This is a genomic window from Mesobacillus subterraneus (assembly GCF_003937825.1).
Classification (GTDB): domain Bacteria; phylum Bacillota; class Bacilli; order Bacillales; family Cytobacillaceae; genus Mesobacillus; species Mesobacillus subterraneus.
The window spans coordinates 321599-338817 of the sequence record NZ_RSFW01000009.1; the positions used below are offsets into that span (position 1 = coordinate 321599).

General features: G+C 44.6%; 16 protein-coding genes and 1 riboswitch. Of the genes, 2 read left to right on the forward strand and 14 right to left on the reverse strand.

Features of this window, described 5'->3' with window-relative positions; all coding sequences use genetic code 11:
* Positions 1–299: 299 nt before the first annotated feature.
* The 4 genes from EJA10_RS07190 to EJA10_RS07205 are packed head-to-tail and all read right to left on the reverse strand — an operon-like array spanning position 300 to position 3752.
* The gene (locus EJA10_RS07190) at positions 300–584 is read right to left on the reverse strand and encodes a ferredoxin family protein (protein WP_023615122.1); all 285 of its coding nucleotides are present in this window, start codon (positions 582–584) and stop codon (positions 300–302) included.
* Positions 584–1879, reverse strand: a complete 1296-nt coding sequence (locus EJA10_RS07195; RefSeq protein WP_125479315.1) for an FAD-dependent oxidoreductase — start codon at positions 1877–1879, stop codon at positions 584–586. Before EJA10_RS07195 ends, EJA10_RS07190 begins: the two co-directional genes overlap by 1 nt.
* The gene (locus EJA10_RS07200) at positions 1872–2897 is read right to left on the reverse strand and encodes an electron transfer flavoprotein subunit alpha/FixB family protein (RefSeq protein ID WP_125479316.1); all 1026 of its coding nucleotides are present in this window, start codon (positions 2895–2897) and stop codon (positions 1872–1874) included. The genes EJA10_RS07195 and EJA10_RS07200 overlap by 8 nt, the downstream gene beginning before the upstream one ends.
* A gap of 27 nt (positions 2898–2924) precedes the next feature.
* Positions 2925–3752, reverse strand: a complete 828-nt coding sequence (locus tag EJA10_RS07205; RefSeq protein WP_125479390.1) for an electron transfer flavoprotein subunit beta/FixA family protein — start codon at positions 3750–3752, stop codon at positions 2925–2927.
* Positions 3753–4269: 517 nt separating this feature from the next.
* On the opposite strand from EJA10_RS07205, the gene EJA10_RS07210 reads away from it, so the two are divergent.
* On the forward strand, positions 4270–5004 hold the full coding sequence (locus EJA10_RS07210; RefSeq protein WP_125479317.1) for a ZIP family metal transporter: 735 nt from the start codon (positions 4270–4272) through the stop codon (positions 5002–5004).
* 44 nt (positions 5005–5048) lie between these two features.
* On the opposite strand, the gene EJA10_RS07215 is transcribed toward EJA10_RS07210, so the two are convergent.
* From EJA10_RS07215 to EJA10_RS07240, 6 genes are all read right to left on the reverse strand, one after another.
* On the reverse strand, positions 5049–5294 hold the full coding sequence (locus tag EJA10_RS07215; protein WP_246017710.1) for an aspartyl-phosphate phosphatase Spo0E family protein: 246 nt from the start codon (positions 5292–5294) through the stop codon (positions 5049–5051).
* A 162-nt stretch (positions 5295–5456) separates the two neighbouring features.
* On the reverse strand, positions 5457–5996 hold the full coding sequence (locus EJA10_RS07220; protein ID WP_125479318.1) for a 1,2-dihydroxy-3-keto-5-methylthiopentene dioxygenase: 540 nt from the start codon (positions 5994–5996) through the stop codon (positions 5457–5459).
* A 57-nt stretch (positions 5997–6053) separates the two neighbouring features.
* Entirely contained in the window at positions 6054–6689 is a 636-nt protein-coding gene (locus EJA10_RS07225; RefSeq protein WP_125479319.1) for a methylthioribulose 1-phosphate dehydratase, read from the reverse strand.
* Positions 6686–7348, reverse strand: coding sequence for a 2-hydroxy-3-keto-5-methylthiopentenyl-1-phosphate phosphatase (locus EJA10_RS07230; RefSeq protein ID WP_125479320.1), 663 nt, complete (start codon positions 7346–7348; stop codon positions 6686–6688). Before EJA10_RS07230 ends, EJA10_RS07225 begins: the two co-directional genes overlap by 4 nt.
* Positions 7345–8568, reverse strand: coding sequence for a 2,3-diketo-5-methylthiopentyl-1-phosphate enolase (gene mtnW / locus EJA10_RS07235; RefSeq protein WP_125479321.1), 1224 nt, complete (start codon positions 8566–8568; stop codon positions 7345–7347). The genes EJA10_RS07230 and mtnW overlap by 4 nt, the downstream gene beginning before the upstream one ends.
* Positions 8569–8658: 90 nt before the next feature.
* A riboswitch (SAM riboswitch) is annotated at positions 8659–8767 on the reverse strand.
* 62 nt (positions 8768–8829) lie between these two features.
* Entirely contained in the window at positions 8830–10023 is a 1194-nt protein-coding gene (locus EJA10_RS07240) for a pyridoxal phosphate-dependent aminotransferase (protein WP_125479322.1), read from the reverse strand.
* Positions 10024–10153: 130 nt separating this feature from the next.
* On the opposite strand from EJA10_RS07240, the gene EJA10_RS07245 reads away from it, so the two are divergent.
* Positions 10154–10936, forward strand: a complete 783-nt coding sequence (locus tag EJA10_RS07245) for a carbon-nitrogen family hydrolase (protein WP_125479323.1) — start codon at positions 10154–10156, stop codon at positions 10934–10936.
* A gap of 62 nt (positions 10937–10998) precedes the next feature.
* Here EJA10_RS07245 and EJA10_RS07250 read toward each other — a convergent pair whose 3' ends face one another.
* The 4 genes from EJA10_RS07250 to EJA10_RS07265 form a co-directional block, all read right to left on the reverse strand.
* Positions 10999–11583 carry a DUF2087 domain-containing protein gene (locus EJA10_RS07250; RefSeq protein ID WP_125479324.1) on the reverse strand — a complete coding sequence of 195 codons (585 nt, stop codon included), beginning with the start codon at positions 11581–11583 and terminating at the stop codon, positions 10999–11001.
* Positions 11584–11781: 198 nt separating this feature from the next.
* The gene (locus EJA10_RS07255; RefSeq protein WP_170169085.1) at positions 11782–13359 is read right to left on the reverse strand and encodes a PAS domain-containing sensor histidine kinase; all 1578 of its coding nucleotides are present in this window, start codon (positions 13357–13359) and stop codon (positions 11782–11784) included.
* 498 nt (positions 13360–13857) lie between these two features.
* A complete protein-coding gene (locus EJA10_RS07260; RefSeq protein ID WP_125479326.1) occupies positions 13858–16152 on the reverse strand; it encodes a thiamine pyrophosphate-dependent enzyme in 2295 nt (764 codons plus the stop codon).
* A complete protein-coding gene (locus EJA10_RS07265) occupies positions 16152–17165 on the reverse strand; it encodes a 2-oxoacid:acceptor oxidoreductase family protein (RefSeq protein WP_125479327.1) in 1014 nt (337 codons plus the stop codon). The genes EJA10_RS07260 and EJA10_RS07265 overlap by 1 nt, the downstream gene beginning before the upstream one ends.
* Between the last annotated feature and the right edge of the window lie 54 nt (positions 17166–17219).

The following is a 17219-nucleotide window of genomic DNA, read 5'->3' on the forward strand; positions in this document are numbered from 1 at the left end:
CCCCCTTCGCATTCCCCACACTTCGCTCCACTTTCTTTTTGAACCCATTTGTGAAAAAACTTACATATGCTCAATATAGAGAAAAATGAAAACTCAGTTCATCTAAACTCACAGGATACTCAAATATCTCTGTTTCTAATTATCTATCCATCACAAAGTTAAGCTATATTGGTTTTTCCCGCGTATTTCAACCTCTCCCTCCTCCCAAAAAAAGGGTTATAAAAGAATCCTGTTCATTTATTTCTAAAAAAAAAACCGGCAGAACACTCATGTGTCTGCCAGTTTCTGTTAGAGATGTTTTATGCCAGCCTGAATACGATCCCGTGGCCGCCTTTTGGATATTCCCACTTGATGTTCTGGTACGGGCAGCCGATCCGGCAGCTTCCGCACTCGTGGCAGCCTTCATAGCCTACCTGCATCCTCTTCCCTTCCCACTTATATACTTCAGCCGGACAGAAAACGGTGCATAGTTTATCAGGGCATTGCGTCATGCAGACGTCATGGTCCAGCACAGTCAGATGCGATTTTGTGTCACACTTAAACCTTAAAAGAAATTGTTTTTCCTCGATGTTTGTAGTTGACATTATTTCACCGCCTTCCAGGCACGATAGATGTCTTGCATTACCTTTAGGGTTCCTTTTTCGGCTGTCACGCTGCGCATGATTTGTTTTTGCTTCTCCTTCTTTGGAGTTCCATCTACAGTGAAGAACTTGCTCATCGCCTGGTTCATCATTGGCAGGTACTCTTTGAAATACTGAGGATACTTCTCGAAGGTGTGGGCAGCATCCTTGTATTTTTCAAGGTCCTTGATAATGAAGCTTCCATATAGGGCTTCTTTATAGCGGTTCAGGCTCTTTTCACTGAAGTCTCCATCTTTCTTCGCCTCGACAATCGCTTCCGCAGCCATCTGTCCTGAAGCCATTGCCATGTTCGAGCCTTCCCTGTGAATCGCGTTAACGAGCTGGGCGGCGTCTCCTACAACGAGTACTCCATTTCCGGCAACACGCGGAACGGAATGGAAACCGCCTTCCGGAATCAAGTGTGCCAGGTATTCGGCCGACTCTCCGCCTTCAAGATATGGGCGGACCATCGGATGCTTCTTCAAGTAATCCAGCAGCTCATACGGTTTAAGCTTCGCTTTGATCATGCTTGATAGGGTCGTTCCTACCCCTATGTTCAGGCTATCTTTATTTGTATATAGAAAAGCTGTTCCGAGGTTTCCTTTTGTTGAATCTCCGAAAATTTCAATCGTAGTTCCATGATTTCCTTCGAGATTGAAACGTTCGTTGATTTTATCCTTCGGCAAGTTGATAACTTCCATTACTGTCAGCGCAACCTCATCAGGACGGAATTCACGATGGAAACCAAGCTGTTTGGAAAGCAGTGAGTTAACACCGTCCGCAAGAACCACCACATCTGCAAAAGCCTCCCCATCCGGGCGGTCAGTACGAACTCCGATCACCTTGCCATTTTCAACGATGCATTCTGTCACCACTGTCTCATTGATGAGCAAAGCACCTTGCTCAACTGCTTTTTGGGCGAACCATTGGTCAAACTGCGCCCGGAGCACTGTGAAATTATTATATGGTTCAACTGCCCATTCAAGACCTTTATATCCAAACTGTACCACAGACTCTTTGTCCATCATCCAGAAGCGTTGCTCAACTACTGGCCTTTCCAGCGGAGCTTCCTTCCAGAACTCCGGGATGATATCCTCCATCTGCTTGCGATAAAGGACACCGCCCATGACGTTCTTGCTGCCTGGATATTCTCCGCGTTCAATCAGTAATACTTTCAAGCCGTTTTTTGCACAGCTATATGCACAAGAAGTTCCGGCAGGGCCGGCTCCCACAACAATTACATCAAATTTTTCAGGCATAGCTCATTTCCCCGCCCTTCTCTTTGCTGAGCTCTTTGAACTGGTGGATTAATTTCGGTACGATTTCAAGTGCATCGCCGACAATCCCGTAGGTGGCTACATCGAAAATCGGTGCATTCGGGTCCTTATTGATGGCAATGATCAATTCAGAGTTTTTCATCCCTTCAACGTGCTGGATGGCTCCTGAAATCCCGATCGCAAAATAGATTTTTGGCGTGACAGTCTCTCCTGTCTGGCCGACCTGCTGTTCATGCTTCAGCCAGCCTGCTTCGACCACATCGCGTGTGCCGCCGACACTTGCTCCTATTACTTCTGCGAGTTCATGAATCAGCTGGAATCCCTGGATGTCCCCCAATCCCTTGCCTCCAGCAACGATGACGTGCGCTTCAGAAAGGCTTGCCTTTTTTGTTACGTCCTTCACAATTTTAAGCACTTTGGTGCGCATATCTTCTTCTCTTAGCTCTAACTCTTCCTCGATAATGACACCTTTCCTGCTTCGATCAGCTTCAAGTGCCTTCATGACCTTAGGGCGCACCGTCGCCATTTGCGGCCTGTGCTTTTTACAGAGGATGGTGGCCATGATATTTCCGCCGAATGCAGGACGGCTTGCTTCTAATAAACGTTTGTCCACGTCGACATCCAGCATCGTCGTATCTGCAGTCAGGCCTGTGCTCAAATCAGTCGCAACGGCACTGGCGAGATCCTTTCCATTCGGAGTGGCACCGTAGAGGAATATTTCCGGCTTGTATTTTTCAGCCAGTGTACAAACACCCTTCATAAAAGACTCCGTCCGATAATTCTTCAGTACCGGATGGTCGACAACATAAACCTGGTCTGCACCAGCGTAAATCACTTCATTCGCTAAAGGCATAATACCTTCCCCAAGCATCACTCCTGAAAGAGGAACTTCCAGTTTATCGGCGAGCTTCCTTCCAGCGCCTAGCAATTCCAATGACACACCTTCGATTTCTCCTTCATTCACTTCGATGAATACCCAGACTCCCTGGTTTTCTTCCATTCTGCTATTCCCCCTTTAAAATCGGAATCAAGAGTTGGCTGTTTTCAGTTTCAATAAATCTTTTCTTTCCAGCAGAACCTCCATCAGCTGACCAACTTGTTCATCAGCGGTCCCTTCCAATCTCTTTCCGCCTTCAAGTTTTGGAGGGCTGAACATTTTCCCGACAATGGTCGGAGATCCTTTCAAACCAAGCTGTGTTTTATCGACATCTTCCAAATCATTCACAGACCAGATAATCGGCTCGTATCTTGCAGCATTGATCATATTTGGAAGCGGTGCATACTCGATGTCATTGATTTCTTTCTCCACTGTCAATAAACAAGGCAATTGTGACTGGATTACTTCATATCCATTGATTTGCTTGCGCTTGATATGCACATATTTTTCTTCCTTATTAACCTCTGAAACTTCAATAACATTGGTAATAGGCGGAATATCAAGCCTGCGCGCGATTCCTGGGCCTACTTGTCCGGTATCTCCATCGATTGCATGCTTTCCGCAGATGACCAGATCAATTGGTTTATCCTTTGAGATTTTTTCGAGCGCTTTGGAAAGTGCATAGCTTGTTGCAAGTGTATCTGCCCCTGCGAAGGCCCTGTCTGAAATCAGGAATCCCTGGTCTGCACCAATTTCAACACTCTTCTTTATAACAGCGACTGCCTGTGGCGGTCCCATTGAAAGGACAGAGATGGTTCCCCCTGTTTTATTCTTGATCTTGACTGCTTCCTGTACAGCATGGGCATCGTACGGATTTAAAATTGCCGGTGCGCTGCGCCGGTCCAGGGTATTCGTCTTTGGATTGATTTTGATGATTTTCGTATCAGGCACTTGCTTGACACATACGACAATGTGCATAATCTCCATTCCCCTCCTAAATGAAAAACTATTAACTTGTAAGCGGTTACTTCCCGCTGTTTTCGATTACAATGCCGTGTTCCATTGAAAGCTGGAAACCATAATAGGGATGAAATGTAACGTAACCCCTTTTAAACGGCAAAAGCCAGTATGGATATATGTTTTTACGAAAACAGCATTTCAAAAAATAAAATGCTATGTAGTACGATATATGAATCGCATTACAAGCATAGTACCAACAATTAAAAAAGTGAGAATAAATCTTGGCCAGATTCCAACTTGGATGAAAGAGGACTAATTCTATGTGAACAAAATCAAGGCCAATGTATAGAATGGTAATGCGGTGAAAGTGACTTGGCGGGTTGCAAAACAGAGATGATAAAAACCTATCTATGTTAAAAATATATAAAATAATTAATTAAAAATATGATAAAAATCACACAAAGCTATTTTCTCGTGAATTTTTGAGCAAATTGTTAAGTTTTCATTCTTGGTCTGGAAGGGAGTTGGAAGTATCATGAGTGCGGTATTAATTGGAAGTTTTCTATCTGCCCTGTCGACAGGGCTGGGGGCTTTAATTATTTTATTCATGCACCGTTCGGTCACACATAGATGGAGAGATACATTGCTGGCATTTACCGCGGGCATCATGATGGCTGCTTCCACCATGGGATTGATTCCGGAAGCATTGAAAACCGGTGGTTTTCCTGAGCTGGCTGCAGGGGTTTTCCTTGGAGTATTGACATTGACTGTTATGGAAAAAAATATTCCCCATATCGACCTGCAACATTCTAACAGGCAAATCCAATTCGATGAAAAAGCGATGCTGATCATTGCGGCCATCACCCTTCATAATATTCCGGAAGGACTATCAGTTGGAGTAAGCTATGCATCCGGACAGGGTGAAGAAACCGGAAACCTGATCGCGTTTGCAATTGGTCTGCAAAATGCACCAGAGGGATTTCTCGTTGCTCTGTTCCTGATCAATCAGAATATCCATAAGTTCAAAGCTTTTCTTATTGCAACTTTGACTGGGACAATTGAGATCGTTACATCCCTTCTCGGTTTCTTTTCAACGTCCTATATAAAATTCCTTGTACCCTTCGGTCTCTCATTTGCCGCAGGGGCGATGCTCTTTATCATTTATAAAGAACTTATCCCCGAAAGCCATGGAGACGGGAATGAACGCACATCCACCTATTCCTTCATCGTCGGACTGCTATTCATGATTCTTCTCATAGAAACATTTTAGCCACCGCCTTTAAGGCAGTGGCTTAGTTTTTCTGTATTCTCAAATTATGCATGGGACAATATATACTGCTTTTTTGCCAACAGGAGCATCTGCCTGAAGATCACCTTTGTCCTTACCCGCTGGAGTTCCTTTTCCTTGCACAGACATTGATATTCATAAATAAGACGGTCAAGCTCCTGGCTGCAGCGGACGGTTTCGTCGCTCGTAAAGCCGGACACCTGTGCTGATTCCACCATCAGTTCCCTCACGCGATCAATTTCCCTCAACAAAGCATTTTGCGTTTGACACACTTCTTATTCCCCTCTGCTACTTTAATTCCTTAAATAAATAAACATGTCTACTTGAAGAATTATGGCAAATGCTTATTTGAAAGTAAATAGAATCGCAAAATTAGACATTATTCTTGGTGATAAATTTTTTCTTCGACAAATTTCGGTAAACGAAAAATTCGGTTACTGGCTCACTTTTTCACTTTCATTTTCATAAATAGGAACCCAGCCCTCTGTTGTGACGAAAATCCTTACTGCAACCACCTGGCGGTCATCCTGAAGCGTAAAGTAGTGTCGGGTGTTCTCCGGAACAGAAATGAGGTCGCCTGGATCTAGGAATACTTCAAAGAATTCCCCATCATTACCCTGGATCACAAATACTCCGTGACCGCTGACGATGAAACGAACTTCGTCATCTGTGTGATGATGCTCCTGCTTGAAGTTCGCGAGGAGCTGGTCAAGATTTGGAGTATTGTCTGACAGGGAGATGACATCCTTCGCCTTATAGCCTCTGCGTGCGGAGATATCTTCAATTTCTGCTTTGAAAGCTTCGAGGATTTCCTGCTTTTCCTCATCGGTCAGCAAAAATTTCCCTTGTAGATTAGCTGGCAGCTTATTGATATCCCATTTCTCATAAATGACTTCCTGTTGTTTTAAAAAGGCTTCAACCTGCTGTTCTTCTACAATTCTTTCCTGTGAGATCTGTTTTACGATAAATGCCATTTTCGTGTCTCTCCTTTTTAATAGTCTTGTTTGACTGTGCTTGAAGCTGTGAAGTTTTTAAACAACCTTGAATAATTGGAATGGCTTATGTTCAAGCAGTCTTAACTGATAGCGGAATAAAAATTCGGTTGCTTCAAGAATTTTCTTTGCCTCGAACGCGTTCCTTCCCCATACCGTAATGCCATGATTGCGGATCAATACGGCACCTGAATCTTCTTTTACATGCTCAGAGAATGCTTTTGCAAGAGTCGGGATATGTGCATAATTCGGAATAATGGGAATTTTGAGCACAGCATCTTCCTCCCATTTGTTGAAAGCCTTGATTAATTCCTGCCCCTGGAACTGCACCTCACCGCGGTCTCCATATACCTCTGAAATGACATTATTATCGATGGTATGAACATGCAGGCTGCAGCCTGCATTTGTTCTTTTGTATACCTCTACGTGCAACAGTGTTTCTGCAGAAGGCTTCAGGTGGGTTTCCTCCACCGGTCTGCCGAACTGGTCAACAAGCAAGAAGTCCTCATCTGTCCTTTTCCTCTTATCTTTGCCGCTTGCAGTTACCAGAAATTGAACTGGATCGCTGCTTACCTTGATCGCCAGGTTCCCGCTCGTTCCCATGAACCAATCACGCTCTGCAAGCTCCGCCTTAACATCCGCCAATTCTTCCCACTTTGTTTCTAAATTGCTCATCCTCTCACCCCTGTCTTCATTTTAAGAGCCTCTATACAGTCATAAAACGTTTCAAACGGTGTATGTGGAATATCCCACTCCGTACATTTATCTTGAAGATAATCTCTCGCAAAAACATAATCCGCTTTTTTTGCAGCCTCCAGATCGGTCACAGAGTCGCCGATCACAATTTTAAACATACCGTTTTGTTCAAGCCTGCGCATAATTGATGGCTTGCAGCAGCCGCAGTCATTCGAGCATTGGCTGTCACAGCTGTTCGGCCACTCAATTTTTATCGTTTCTCCTGTAAAATCGGAGCTATTGCAATAAATCCCGGCGATAGGACCAAAATCTTTGATGATCGGCTCAAGAAAGAAATCGATTCCTCCACTGACAATGTATACGGGTATTCCTTCTTCATTCGCAAAATCAAGGAACTCCTGGAAGCCAGGACGGATTCTCGCATTCTCAATGGCAAACTCAATGATTTTATCTTTAAGGCTAACCGGAAGGAGGGAAAACATTTTTCCCACTCCTTCTCTAATGGAGATCGTGCGATTCAGCACTCCTTCCTTCAATTCGTCCCAGCCTTCGGGTGCAAAACGCTTCATAATCGCGATGATGTTATCCTTTTCGGTTACTGTTCCATCAAAATCACAGAAAACCACTGGCTGACTCACTTTGCCACCGCCTCGGCAGATCCCCATAAATCAATCGCAATCTTTAACTCCTCATGCTCGAGAGCTCCTTGTTCAAGCGTCCTTCCTTGAAGTACAGTGTCGATTGCCTGCCTGAAGGCTTTGCCGCCTCCCTGTGCTCCACTCGGATGTCCGTGTACGCCGCCCCCCGCGTTAATGATGGAGTCCAAACCAAAATCTTTTACGAGGAGGGGAACCATTCCAGGATGAATTCCTGCGGATGGAACAGGGAACGCCTTCTTCACTTGATCTTCAGCAGTTAGTGCTTCAGCAATGGATAGCGCCTGCTGTTTTTCAAGTGCGACACTTCCGTATGGTGAAGGGAATAGTGAGAAATCAGCTCCTGCATAGCGCACAAGTTTTCCAAGAAGCAATGAGTGGGAGAATCCATATTCTTGTGCTGAAGTGAGTGCACCGCTGACCGCTGGATGGGCCATGATTGGAATGGCGATTTCATCATCCTCCCGCAATTCCTGAAGAACATCGAGCCCGTAGGCGAAAACATTGAACAACAGTGCATCTGCCCCAAGTTCGGACGCTTTTCTGGCTTTGTCCCTCAGCTGTGTGGTTCTTCCTGTAAGATTCGCAGCGTATATGGTCCTGTGTCCGGTAGTTTCATAGACTTCGTCTAAAACTCTCTTCCCTAGAGTTATTCTTTTTTCAAAAGGTGTAAGTTCGTTTTCGAACAGAATTTCGTCGTCCTTGATCAGATCGACTCCTCCAAGGCTCTGCTCTTTAAGCTGCTTAAGAAGGAAATCCATGTTCCGCCCGATGATGCCTTTGAAGATACTCATCAATAATGGGCGGCCATGGACCCCCAGCTTGCTTCGTATTCCCTCGACTCCAAAACGGGGACCCGGGAATGATTTTTTCAGTTCTTCTCCAAACTCAAGGTCCACGAGCTTCACCTTGCCATCAAGCGATAATTTACCAAATACTGTCGTAAGGATTGCCGGCAGGTCTGGTGAAAAATTAATCGCTGGGTAGGCAATTTTAATGGTAGCCACCGTTTCTGTTGTACCCTCACGGTTCGCTCCTTCAACCGAAACGACTCTTCCCTTATGCTTCTTCAGCTGCTTTTGATCAAGTTCAGGTAAATCGGTCCACGATCCCACTGTCAATCCCAGTGCGATTCCTTCCGCTTTTTTCTCTGGATTATGCTTGGCATCATGGACAATATAAGTTGCTGTAATTTCACTCATGAAGATCAATCCCTTTCAAATCTTGTACTTGCCGCCTAACGGCATAAAAAAACCTCTTCGAAAAGAAGAGGTTAGGAATTCACTAAACTCTTCTTATCTATCAGCTTTCGCTGCAAGAATTAGCACCGTGCCCAGCAAAAATGCTGGGTCGGTTGCCGGGCTTCATCGGGCTCGTCCCTCCGCCTGCTCTTGATAAGAAAATAATTTAATTAAGTTATTTAATTGATTAAAGTAATTTTGTTAATTAGGATTATGTCAGGTTCACAAATCATTGTCAACAATTTTTTTGAAAATTTCCAAGGTTTCAATTCTGCTGACTGCTTCCTGGAGTCTTTCCACGGAGGTCAACAAGCCAACCCTTACAAAACCCTCACCGTATTCACCAAACCCTACTCCTGGTGCAACGGCTATATGCGCTTTTTCAAGCAGTAAGTCAGCAAACTCAACAGATGTGTAGGGTTCTGGAACCTTCAGCCAGGCAAAAAACGAGCCTTTTGGAGCGGTTACCTGCCAGCCAATCTTCGTCAGCCCATTGATCAGGATATCCCTTCGTAACTCATACAGTCCGTTCAACTCGCTGACGCAATTTTGCGGTCCAAGCAAGGCTGCGGCAGCCGCCTCCTGGACAGCACCAAAGAGACTGACATACAAGTGGTCCTGCAACAAATTGATGGCTGAAATCACACTCTTGTTCCCTGCAGCAAACCCTACGCGCCAGCCGGCCATATTATATGTTTTTGAAAAAGTATAAATTTCAATTCCGACTTCCTTCGCACCTTCTGACTGCAGGAAGCTATATGGCCGTTCCCCGTCAAAGCCAATCGCTCCATAAGCAAAATCGTGCACAACACAAATCTCATTTTTCCTGGCGAGTTCGATTGTTTCATCAAAGAACGCCTTGCCTGCTACCGCTCCCGTAGGATTGTTCGGGTAGTTAAGGAACATGAGCAAGGCATCAGATAGCTCCTCCTTTGACAACTCATTGTAATCAGGCAGGAATCCATTCTCTTCCCTCAAGGGCATGGTCACCATTTTTGCTCTTGCCAGCTCCACACCTGACCAGTAATCCGGATACCCTGGATCTGGTACCAGGATCGTATCACCTGGATTCAACAGGCATTGCGGAATCTCCACCAATCCTGCCTTCCCGCCAAAAAGAATGGCGATTTCCTGCTCAGGATCGAGGTCGACTCCATATTCCCTTTTGTAGAATGCCGCAGCCGCCTCTTTTAACGAGCGTAATCCCCTGAATGGTGAATACTTATGATTTACGGGGTTTTCAGCTGCTTCTTTCAATTTCTCGACAATATGTACGGGTGTCGGCTGATCAGGATTTCCCTGTCCCAAATTGATGACATCCGCTCCTTTTTCCGTATATGCCCCCACTTTTTGCACGAGTGAAGCAAAAAATTGCTTGGGCAGGCTTTTCAGCAACTCTGATTGTTGAAATTCCATTGTTCTCACCTGCTTAAAAGAAATATATTATATTTTGAAAATTTTAATTTGAAATTCTAGTCACAAATGATATAACGTAAATAGTAACTTGTAAAGATATAATTTTCAGAAAGTGCGGCGGTGATTGAAGATGAAATTTAAAATAGCATGCCTGCAAATGGATATTTCATTTGGAAATACGGCTCAGAATTATAAGAAAGCCAGTGTATTGATCGACAAAGCCAGCTCCGGGAAACCGGATATCATGGTTCTTCCGGAGCTTTGGACGACAGGATATGATCTGTTAAATCTAGATGGCAAAGCGGATATAGAAGCAAGTGAGGCAGCCTTATTTTTCAAAGATACAGCCCTTAAACACAGTGCGCATATTGTGGGCGGCTCCGTGGCCAACAAGACAGCACAGGGAATTGAAAACACCATGCTGGTCTTCGACAAAAACGGAGAGCATGCGGGGAAGTACAGCAAACTACATCTGTTCCAGCTAATGGATGAGCACCTTTATTTAGCTGCAGGAAAGGATAAAGGTTTATTTTCCCTTGACGGACATAAATTCGCCGGACTGATTTGCTACGATATCCGATTCCCCGAGTGGGTCCGGGCTCATGCCCTTGAGGATGCAGAGGCCATGTTTGTTGTGGCCGAGTGGCCGATCCAGCGGCTTGAGCATTGGCGGGCCCTTCTCATTGCCCGGGCAATTGAAAATCAGTGTTACATCATCGCCTGCAACCGGGCAGGCTCTGACCCAAACAACACCTTCGCAGGCCACTCCATGGTCATCGGACCTTGGGGAGACGTGATTGCGGAAGCTGGTGAAGACGAGGAAATTTTAACAGCCGAAATTGATTTGGATCAGGTAAAAGAAGCGAGAAGCAGGATTCCGATTTTTGCTGACCGCAGGCCTGAATTGTATTGAGTAAAAATGTGAAAAACCGCCCAGGCAGTGCCCTGGACGGTTTTCGCATATTTTTCACCTGATCATTCGGGTTTTGCCCACATCTCTTCCGGATTCAATTCATATATCCCATTTTCGCGGTACATATAATGATTAATAATAAATTCCCTTCTGATTGTCGCATAGTCCTCATGAAACTTCGTAATGTATTCATTCAGCTCTTTCTCTGGATACTTTTTACCAGATTTCAGCCCCCGGACCATATATTCAAATACCATCAATTTTTTCTTTCGCTGGGCAGGTATATTCTTCAATTTCCCTTCCTTCGTGAAGAAATTATCAATCACTTTCTGACGCTCAATATTTAGTTCGACCATGTTTTCCACCTCTTCTTCCTTCTTCTCAATCAATTTGCCAAGTGTCTTTGCCTGCTGTTTGATCAGCGATTCATTCAAATGAAAATACAATGTGTTTTTGTCTCGCCGCTCAAAAATAACATTTATATCGCGCAGCTTCTTAATATGGTGAGTGATGGTCGGTGGCGTTAGTCCCAGCTTACCTGCAATTGCCTGACCATGCAGAGGACCATTTGCCAGCAGTGCTACAATCCGGATCCGTGTAGGATCTCCCATTGCTTTATGAAAAGCCACAATTCTGTCCAGTTGCAATATCTGTACCTCCCACTAATTTAACATTCATCTAATTAGATATATATCTAATATAATTCATAAATCATAAAATGAAAAGCCTAAAAAGATAATTTTCCCATTCTTTTCATACCACTTCAATGCCGGTATGATTCTGACTTCATCTTTGTTGGGCTAGCAACTGAAAGTACTCACAAAAAAAGAATCGGATTGATTTCTTCAATCCGACTCCTTATAAGGCAAATAAATATGAAAGGTGGTACCGTGACCGACTTTGCTTTCCACTTCGATTGTGCCGCCGTGTTCCTCAATGATTTTGAAGCTGACCATCAAGCCCAGTCCTGTACCTCTTTCCTTTGTAGTGTAAAATGGTTCCCCAAGTTTCTGGACCTTATCTGCAGGGATCCCTTCGCCTTCATCTTTGATGGAAATATGCAGGTTGTTGCCAGGCGCCTCGCTGATCATGACGCTCACATAGCCGCCTTTAGGCATGACTTCTATTGCATTTTTGATGATATTGATAAATACCTTTTTCAACTGGTTTGGCTCGCATAGAAGTTCCGGAAGATTGTCGTCATATAAGGTATTGAACTGAACATCATGAAGCACAGCCTGAGCTGTCAGAAAATCAACCGTCTCCTGCATAATTTTTGAAATATCAGTATGAACATATTTTATAGCCTGCGGCTTGGCCAGGATCAGGAATTCGTTAATGATCGAGTCAATCCGCTGGAGCTCGGTTTTGATGACCTGGAAATACAGTGAATACGAATCTCCTGTACTATTTTCCAGCAGCTGGATAAATCCTTTCAGAGCGGTCATAGGATTGCGGATTTCATGCGCAATGCCTGCAGCCAATTCACCGAGAATATTAAGCGTATCTGATTTTCGAAGCTGCGCTTCCATCTCTACCTTTTCAGTAATATTCCTGAATACAATCAGATTCAGGCTGTCTACCAGATGGTGCTTAATGGAATATTCAAAGTGTTTCATCCTGTTATCAGGGAATGGAATGGTGACCCGTCCGTCCATCCTGCCTTTGCGATTCAATCCTTCCAGCTTTTCACTGATTAATTCTTCAGCAATTCCCAGCTTAAGGAACAGTTTCCTGACATTCCTTTCTGCTAAGTCATCATGTGTCAGCTCAAGTTTCGCCATACCTGACGGATTGATTTCATAATAGCTGCAATTGTCGTCCCAGAGTATCATGCCTTCAATCGAACCCTCGAAAATCTTCCTGAATCTTTCCTCGCTTTTCCGCAGCTGTTGCTCCATACGATGGCGTTCGCTGGCATCTCGGACGATCGTCATATGATAGCCATCTCCGGCATTTAGCTTGACCGTAAATTCCAGCAATTTTTTCTCGCCATTCGGAAGCAGAAACACAGCTTCCTCCCTCAAAGCACCCTGTTCCTTGATCATACGCTTCATTGCAGAGTATTTTTCATCCTTTTGATAGATAAAATCTGAGATTTTATGCTTCAGCAATTCGTCCAGGGAGAGGCCTAGAAATTTACAGGTCGCCTCATTGGCAGCAATGATTTTGCCGCATTTCCCCCAGAAAACAATGCCATCAAGAGTTTCAAGGAACAGGTTCTTAAGTAGTCCTTCATCTTCAAGGATTCGATCATCGAATGCCGTACTTGGGCGGTTTGCTGCTTTTACAGGCATAAAACAGTCAGATTCATCCTGTATATTTATATTTAGCCTCTCTTTTAAAGAGGTGTTTTCTTGTTCTAAAACGGCAATTTTCTCCTTAAGTGCCTTAATCTCATCTATGTGGTTAGCACTATTCACCAGAAAGCCTCCTTGCCGGATTCCCATTTTTCTAGTACATTCTACATCATTGGTAAAAATTCCTTTAAAAACGAGTTTATTTTCTGATATTTTGAAGATGTGGATTAGACGGTAAGGAAAGAAAGAAGAAGTAATTGTATTCTTTTTATACTAAAAATATAATTGTAAAATTGAGTAGATTGAAGTGGAAGGTACGTAGACCTCCGAAAATGCTTACGCATTTCCATCGTGCGTGAGTACATTCAAGGAAGCTATTCAGTATCCTGCAGGATTAGCTGGTCAGGTGAGACCCCGCAGACGCCTAAGGCGTCGAGGAGGCTCAGCGCCAGCCCCAAGGAAGAATTGCTTATGAAAAAGACGGCAATTGGTCTTTTTCGTATTCTTTCAGCGGAAAGCGAAGCACCTGGAACGAAAATCACAATTCCTATTTGTATAACACTCCTAAAAATAATGAGGGTGTCCACAAAAGTATTACCTTTTGGGACACCCTCATTATTTTTATAGATAGTCATTTTCATGTTTTGCTTTAAGTCGCTGCCATCTTTTTTCAACTTCGTGCTCGAATTCGACAAGCATTTCTTTGTTCTCTTCCTTTAGGAGATGCTTCGTTTTGCCCATGTATTTAAGCCATTCAGCTAATGGGATTTTCTTGTTTTTTGCTTCTGGATCGTATGTGATATTGGTTATTCCTTCTTCTACCTCGTATAGCGGGAAGAAGTTGGAATTGACCGCTGCTTCGACAATTGTCTGGCCATAACGGTCTTCTGATTTCCAGTTAAGCGGGCACGTGATCAAAAGTTTGCCGTAAACTGTACCAACATTCTGCGCATACCATTGGGCTTTGGCTGCTTTTTTCACTAAATCCTGAGGAAATGCTTCAGTTCCTGTAAACACATACGGGATATTAGTTGAAGCCATGATCTGCGCTGTGTCCTTGTGATGGAAAGCTTTCCCCTTTTGTGCCTTTCCGACGTTCGAGGTGCTTGTCATATGGCCAAATGGTGTAGAATAGGAAAGCTGGGAACCAGTATTCATATAGCCCTCGTTGTCGTATTCAAGCATGATCAGCTTGTGGCCTCGCAGTGCTGTGCCGATGGCTGATCCCATTCCGATATCCATACCGCCATCTCCGGTAACCATTACGAATGTCGCATCTGCGGATACTTCTACCTCACCTCGGCGCTTCAGTTCAAGGAATGCTTCAAGCGTTCCTGACAATGTCGCTGCACCGTTCTGGAAGAGATTATGGATGGTCGTCTGTTTATGGGAAGTATGCGGGTATGCCGTCGTGACTACGTATGCGCATCCTGTTTGGAACAGAATGACAAGGTCGCCTTCAATTCCTTTGAAGAACAGCTCCAGCCCGCCAAAAATACCACAACCAGGACATGCGCCATGGCCTGATGCAATCCTCTTTGGTTTTGAAGTCAAGGCACGCAGCGGCGGAATCTTGACATTCAGTTTATTTTTCTCTTCATCTCTTTTTACCTGAATCAGGCCAGATTTATATACTTCGCCATGTTGAGGCTCTATGACCTGCTTTAGCGCTTTGCCAGGCTCGCCAGGAATATGGCCGTAGTAGTCGAATGGCTTCTCGGCATATCCTTTCTCCATCGCTTCCATTGCCATAGCAAAGAACGCCTCGGCATCATCTGCATAGAAATCCTTGCCTCCAAGTCCAAAGACTCTGCTTTGTACAATTGTCGTATTTTTTCGGTCTTCCTGGAGGGCTGACTTTATTTCATGTGTCAGGTTTGGACCGTGTCCGCCGTAAGAATCAGCACGCTCACCTACCAGCAGGGATTTCACATTCGTCAACGCTTCCCTGATTTCCTGTGCAGGGAATGGACGGATAATATTCGGGCTAATGACACCAGCCTTGATTCCTTGCTCGCGCAGACGGTCGACAACATCCTTTGCAGATTCAGCAGCAGAGTTTAACAGGAATAGTGCCACTTCTGCGTCTTCCATTTTATATAAATCCAGAATGTCATAGTTCCTTCCAGATAGTTTTGCATATTCAGCGTTCACTTCTTTGAACACATCTTTTGCTTTGTACATCGCTTCAGATTGTTGGAAGTGGTTGTTGATCAGGTCATCGCCATTCATATGGGCACCAATCGTCAACGGCTTTTTCGGATCTCTGGCAAAATTGTATTCGGTCGGTGCTTCACCAACAAATTTTTGTACTACCGCACGGTCCTTGAAATAGTTTACCTTGCGCTTTTGGTGTGATGTAAAGAATCCATCATATGCCACCATGACAGGCAGGCGTACATCGGAATGCTCGGCTATTTTCAATGCCATGATATTCATGTCATAAACAGCCTGCGGAGTTCTTGCCGTCAGGATCACCCATCCAGTATTCAATGCAAAATAGAGATCAGAATGGTCACCCCTGATATCCAGCGGACCGCTGATTGATCTTGTTACCAGGTTCATGACCATAGGGTAACGAGTGCCTGATTGTACCGGAAGCTGTTCTAGCATATACATCAAACCGTTCGCACTCGTAGCATTGAATACGCGTGCCCCCGTAGCCGCCGCACCATAACAAATACCGGCAGATCCATGCTCTCCATCAGCAGGTATCAATTTTATATCATGCTCTCCCCTGGATTTCATCTGGTCCAGGAATTGAGCGATTTCCGTCGAAGGGGTGATCGGGAAATAGCCCATGATATGATAGTTGATCTGAGCTGCAGCCATTGCCGCCATTTCATTGCCAGATTCAAAGGTTGTAAGCTGTTCCGCCGCACTCATGGCCTTCACGTTTTCTTCTAAAATCGACATTAAGAAACACCTCCAGTCACATAAGGATAATTATGCTTTACCTGATTTCCCTCAGCGTAGCCAATCATTTCCCTTAGCTCACTTAAGGCTGTGGTTGGACATGCTTCAACACACTTCAGGCAGCCTTTACAATATTGATAATCGATGCCCTTTAGGAACATTTGTTTTCGTCCCCGCTTATCTTCGCCCTCTTCCCAGACAAAGCAATAATCCGGACATGCCGTATCACAGGCGGCGCAATTGATGCATTCTTCCTGGTTGAATTTAGGCAGGAACCCCTGTCGGGAGCCACTCAGATCCTTAAGGATACTGTTAGCCTGTGCAGTGATGACTCCGCCGATTTCCTGAGTTTCATAACCAAGGAGCGGCATCGCACGTTTGAATTCCTTGCCCTGTGCCCCTTCCTCAAGTGCATAGGTTTTAAATTGCACTGCATTATAGCCTCTTTCGAACGTCCTGATGTTCGGTTCAACTAGATGAGGATATTTTTTCTCGAAGGTTTTACGGATAACGTTTTTCATCGCTTCCGGATCAAGGAAATCAATGATGCGGTATAATGCCCCCAGCATCGCAGTATTCACTTTCGTTTTTTCCTCGACAGCAATGGACAGAGCATCAACAATCGCCAGTGTTCCATATTCAAGGTGCAAATCGTTTCGAATGTCATCGAAGTCCCTGGTTGAGTTCACAAGCAAGATTCCATCCGGCCGCAGTCCGCTTACAACATCGACCATTTTATAGAGCGCTTCATGGAACACGCCCACCACATGTGGTTCTTCAATCGGACTGTGTACCCTGATTTCTGTCTCCGGCTCGCAAAAACGAACAAAGCTCTTTACCGGAGAGCCCTTTTTCTCAGAACCGTAGGACGAAAAATTTGAACCATTCAATCCGAGTCCAAGGACGCCGGCCTCGGCAAGCATTTTACCTGCAAGATTCGCCCCTAGACCACCTATAGACTCAAGTCTGATCTCATAAAAGCCCAACTCATTTTTTTTCGGTAAGATAGACATAATCTCCCTCCCCATTTTGTTGTTAAGGTAATTTGAATCAACATTCCCCACTAT

Bases quoted from the DNA above. Each gene is read 5' to 3' on its own strand.
- EJA10_RS07225 (WP_125479319.1), bottom strand. From the start codon at position 6,689: ATGAGCAATTTAGAAACAAAGTGGGAAGAATTGGCGGATGTTAAGGCG.
- EJA10_RS07245 (WP_125479323.1), top strand. From the start codon at position 10,154: ATGAAATTTAAAATAGCATGCCTGCAAATGGATATTTCATTTGGAAAT.
- EJA10_RS07240 (WP_125479322.1), bottom strand. From the start codon at position 10,023: ATGGAATTTCAACAATCAGAGTTGCTGAAAAGCCTGCCCAAGCAATTT.
- EJA10_RS07200 (WP_125479316.1), bottom strand. From the start codon at position 2,897: ATGGAAGAAAACCAGGGAGTCTGGGTATTCATCGAAGTGAATGAAGGA.
- EJA10_RS07195 (WP_125479315.1), bottom strand. From the start codon at position 1,879: ATGCCTGAAAAATTTGATGTAATTGTTGTGGGAGCCGGCCCTGCCGGA.
- EJA10_RS07265 (WP_125479327.1), bottom strand. From the start codon at position 17,165: ATGTCTATCTTACCGAAAAAAAATGAGTTGGGCTTTTATGAGATCAGA.
- EJA10_RS07205 (WP_125479390.1), bottom strand. From the start codon at position 3,752: ATGCACATTGTCGTATGTGTCAAGCAAGTGCCTGATACGAAAATCATC.
- mtnW (WP_125479321.1), bottom strand. From the start codon at position 8,568: ATGAGTGAAATTACAGCAACTTATATTGTCCATGATGCCAAGCATAAT.
- EJA10_RS07210 (WP_125479317.1), top strand. From the start codon at position 4,270: ATGAGTGCGGTATTAATTGGAAGTTTTCTATCTGCCCTGTCGACAGGG.
- EJA10_RS07190 (WP_023615122.1), bottom strand. From the start codon at position 584: ATGTCAACTACAAACATCGAGGAAAAACAATTTCTTTTAAGGTTTAAG.
- EJA10_RS07260 (WP_125479326.1), bottom strand. From the start codon at position 16,152: ATGTCGATTTTAGAAGAAAACGTGAAGGCCATGAGTGCGGCGGAACAG.
- EJA10_RS07220 (WP_125479318.1), bottom strand. From the start codon at position 5,996: ATGGCATTTATCGTAAAACAGATCTCACAGGAAAGAATTGTAGAAGAA.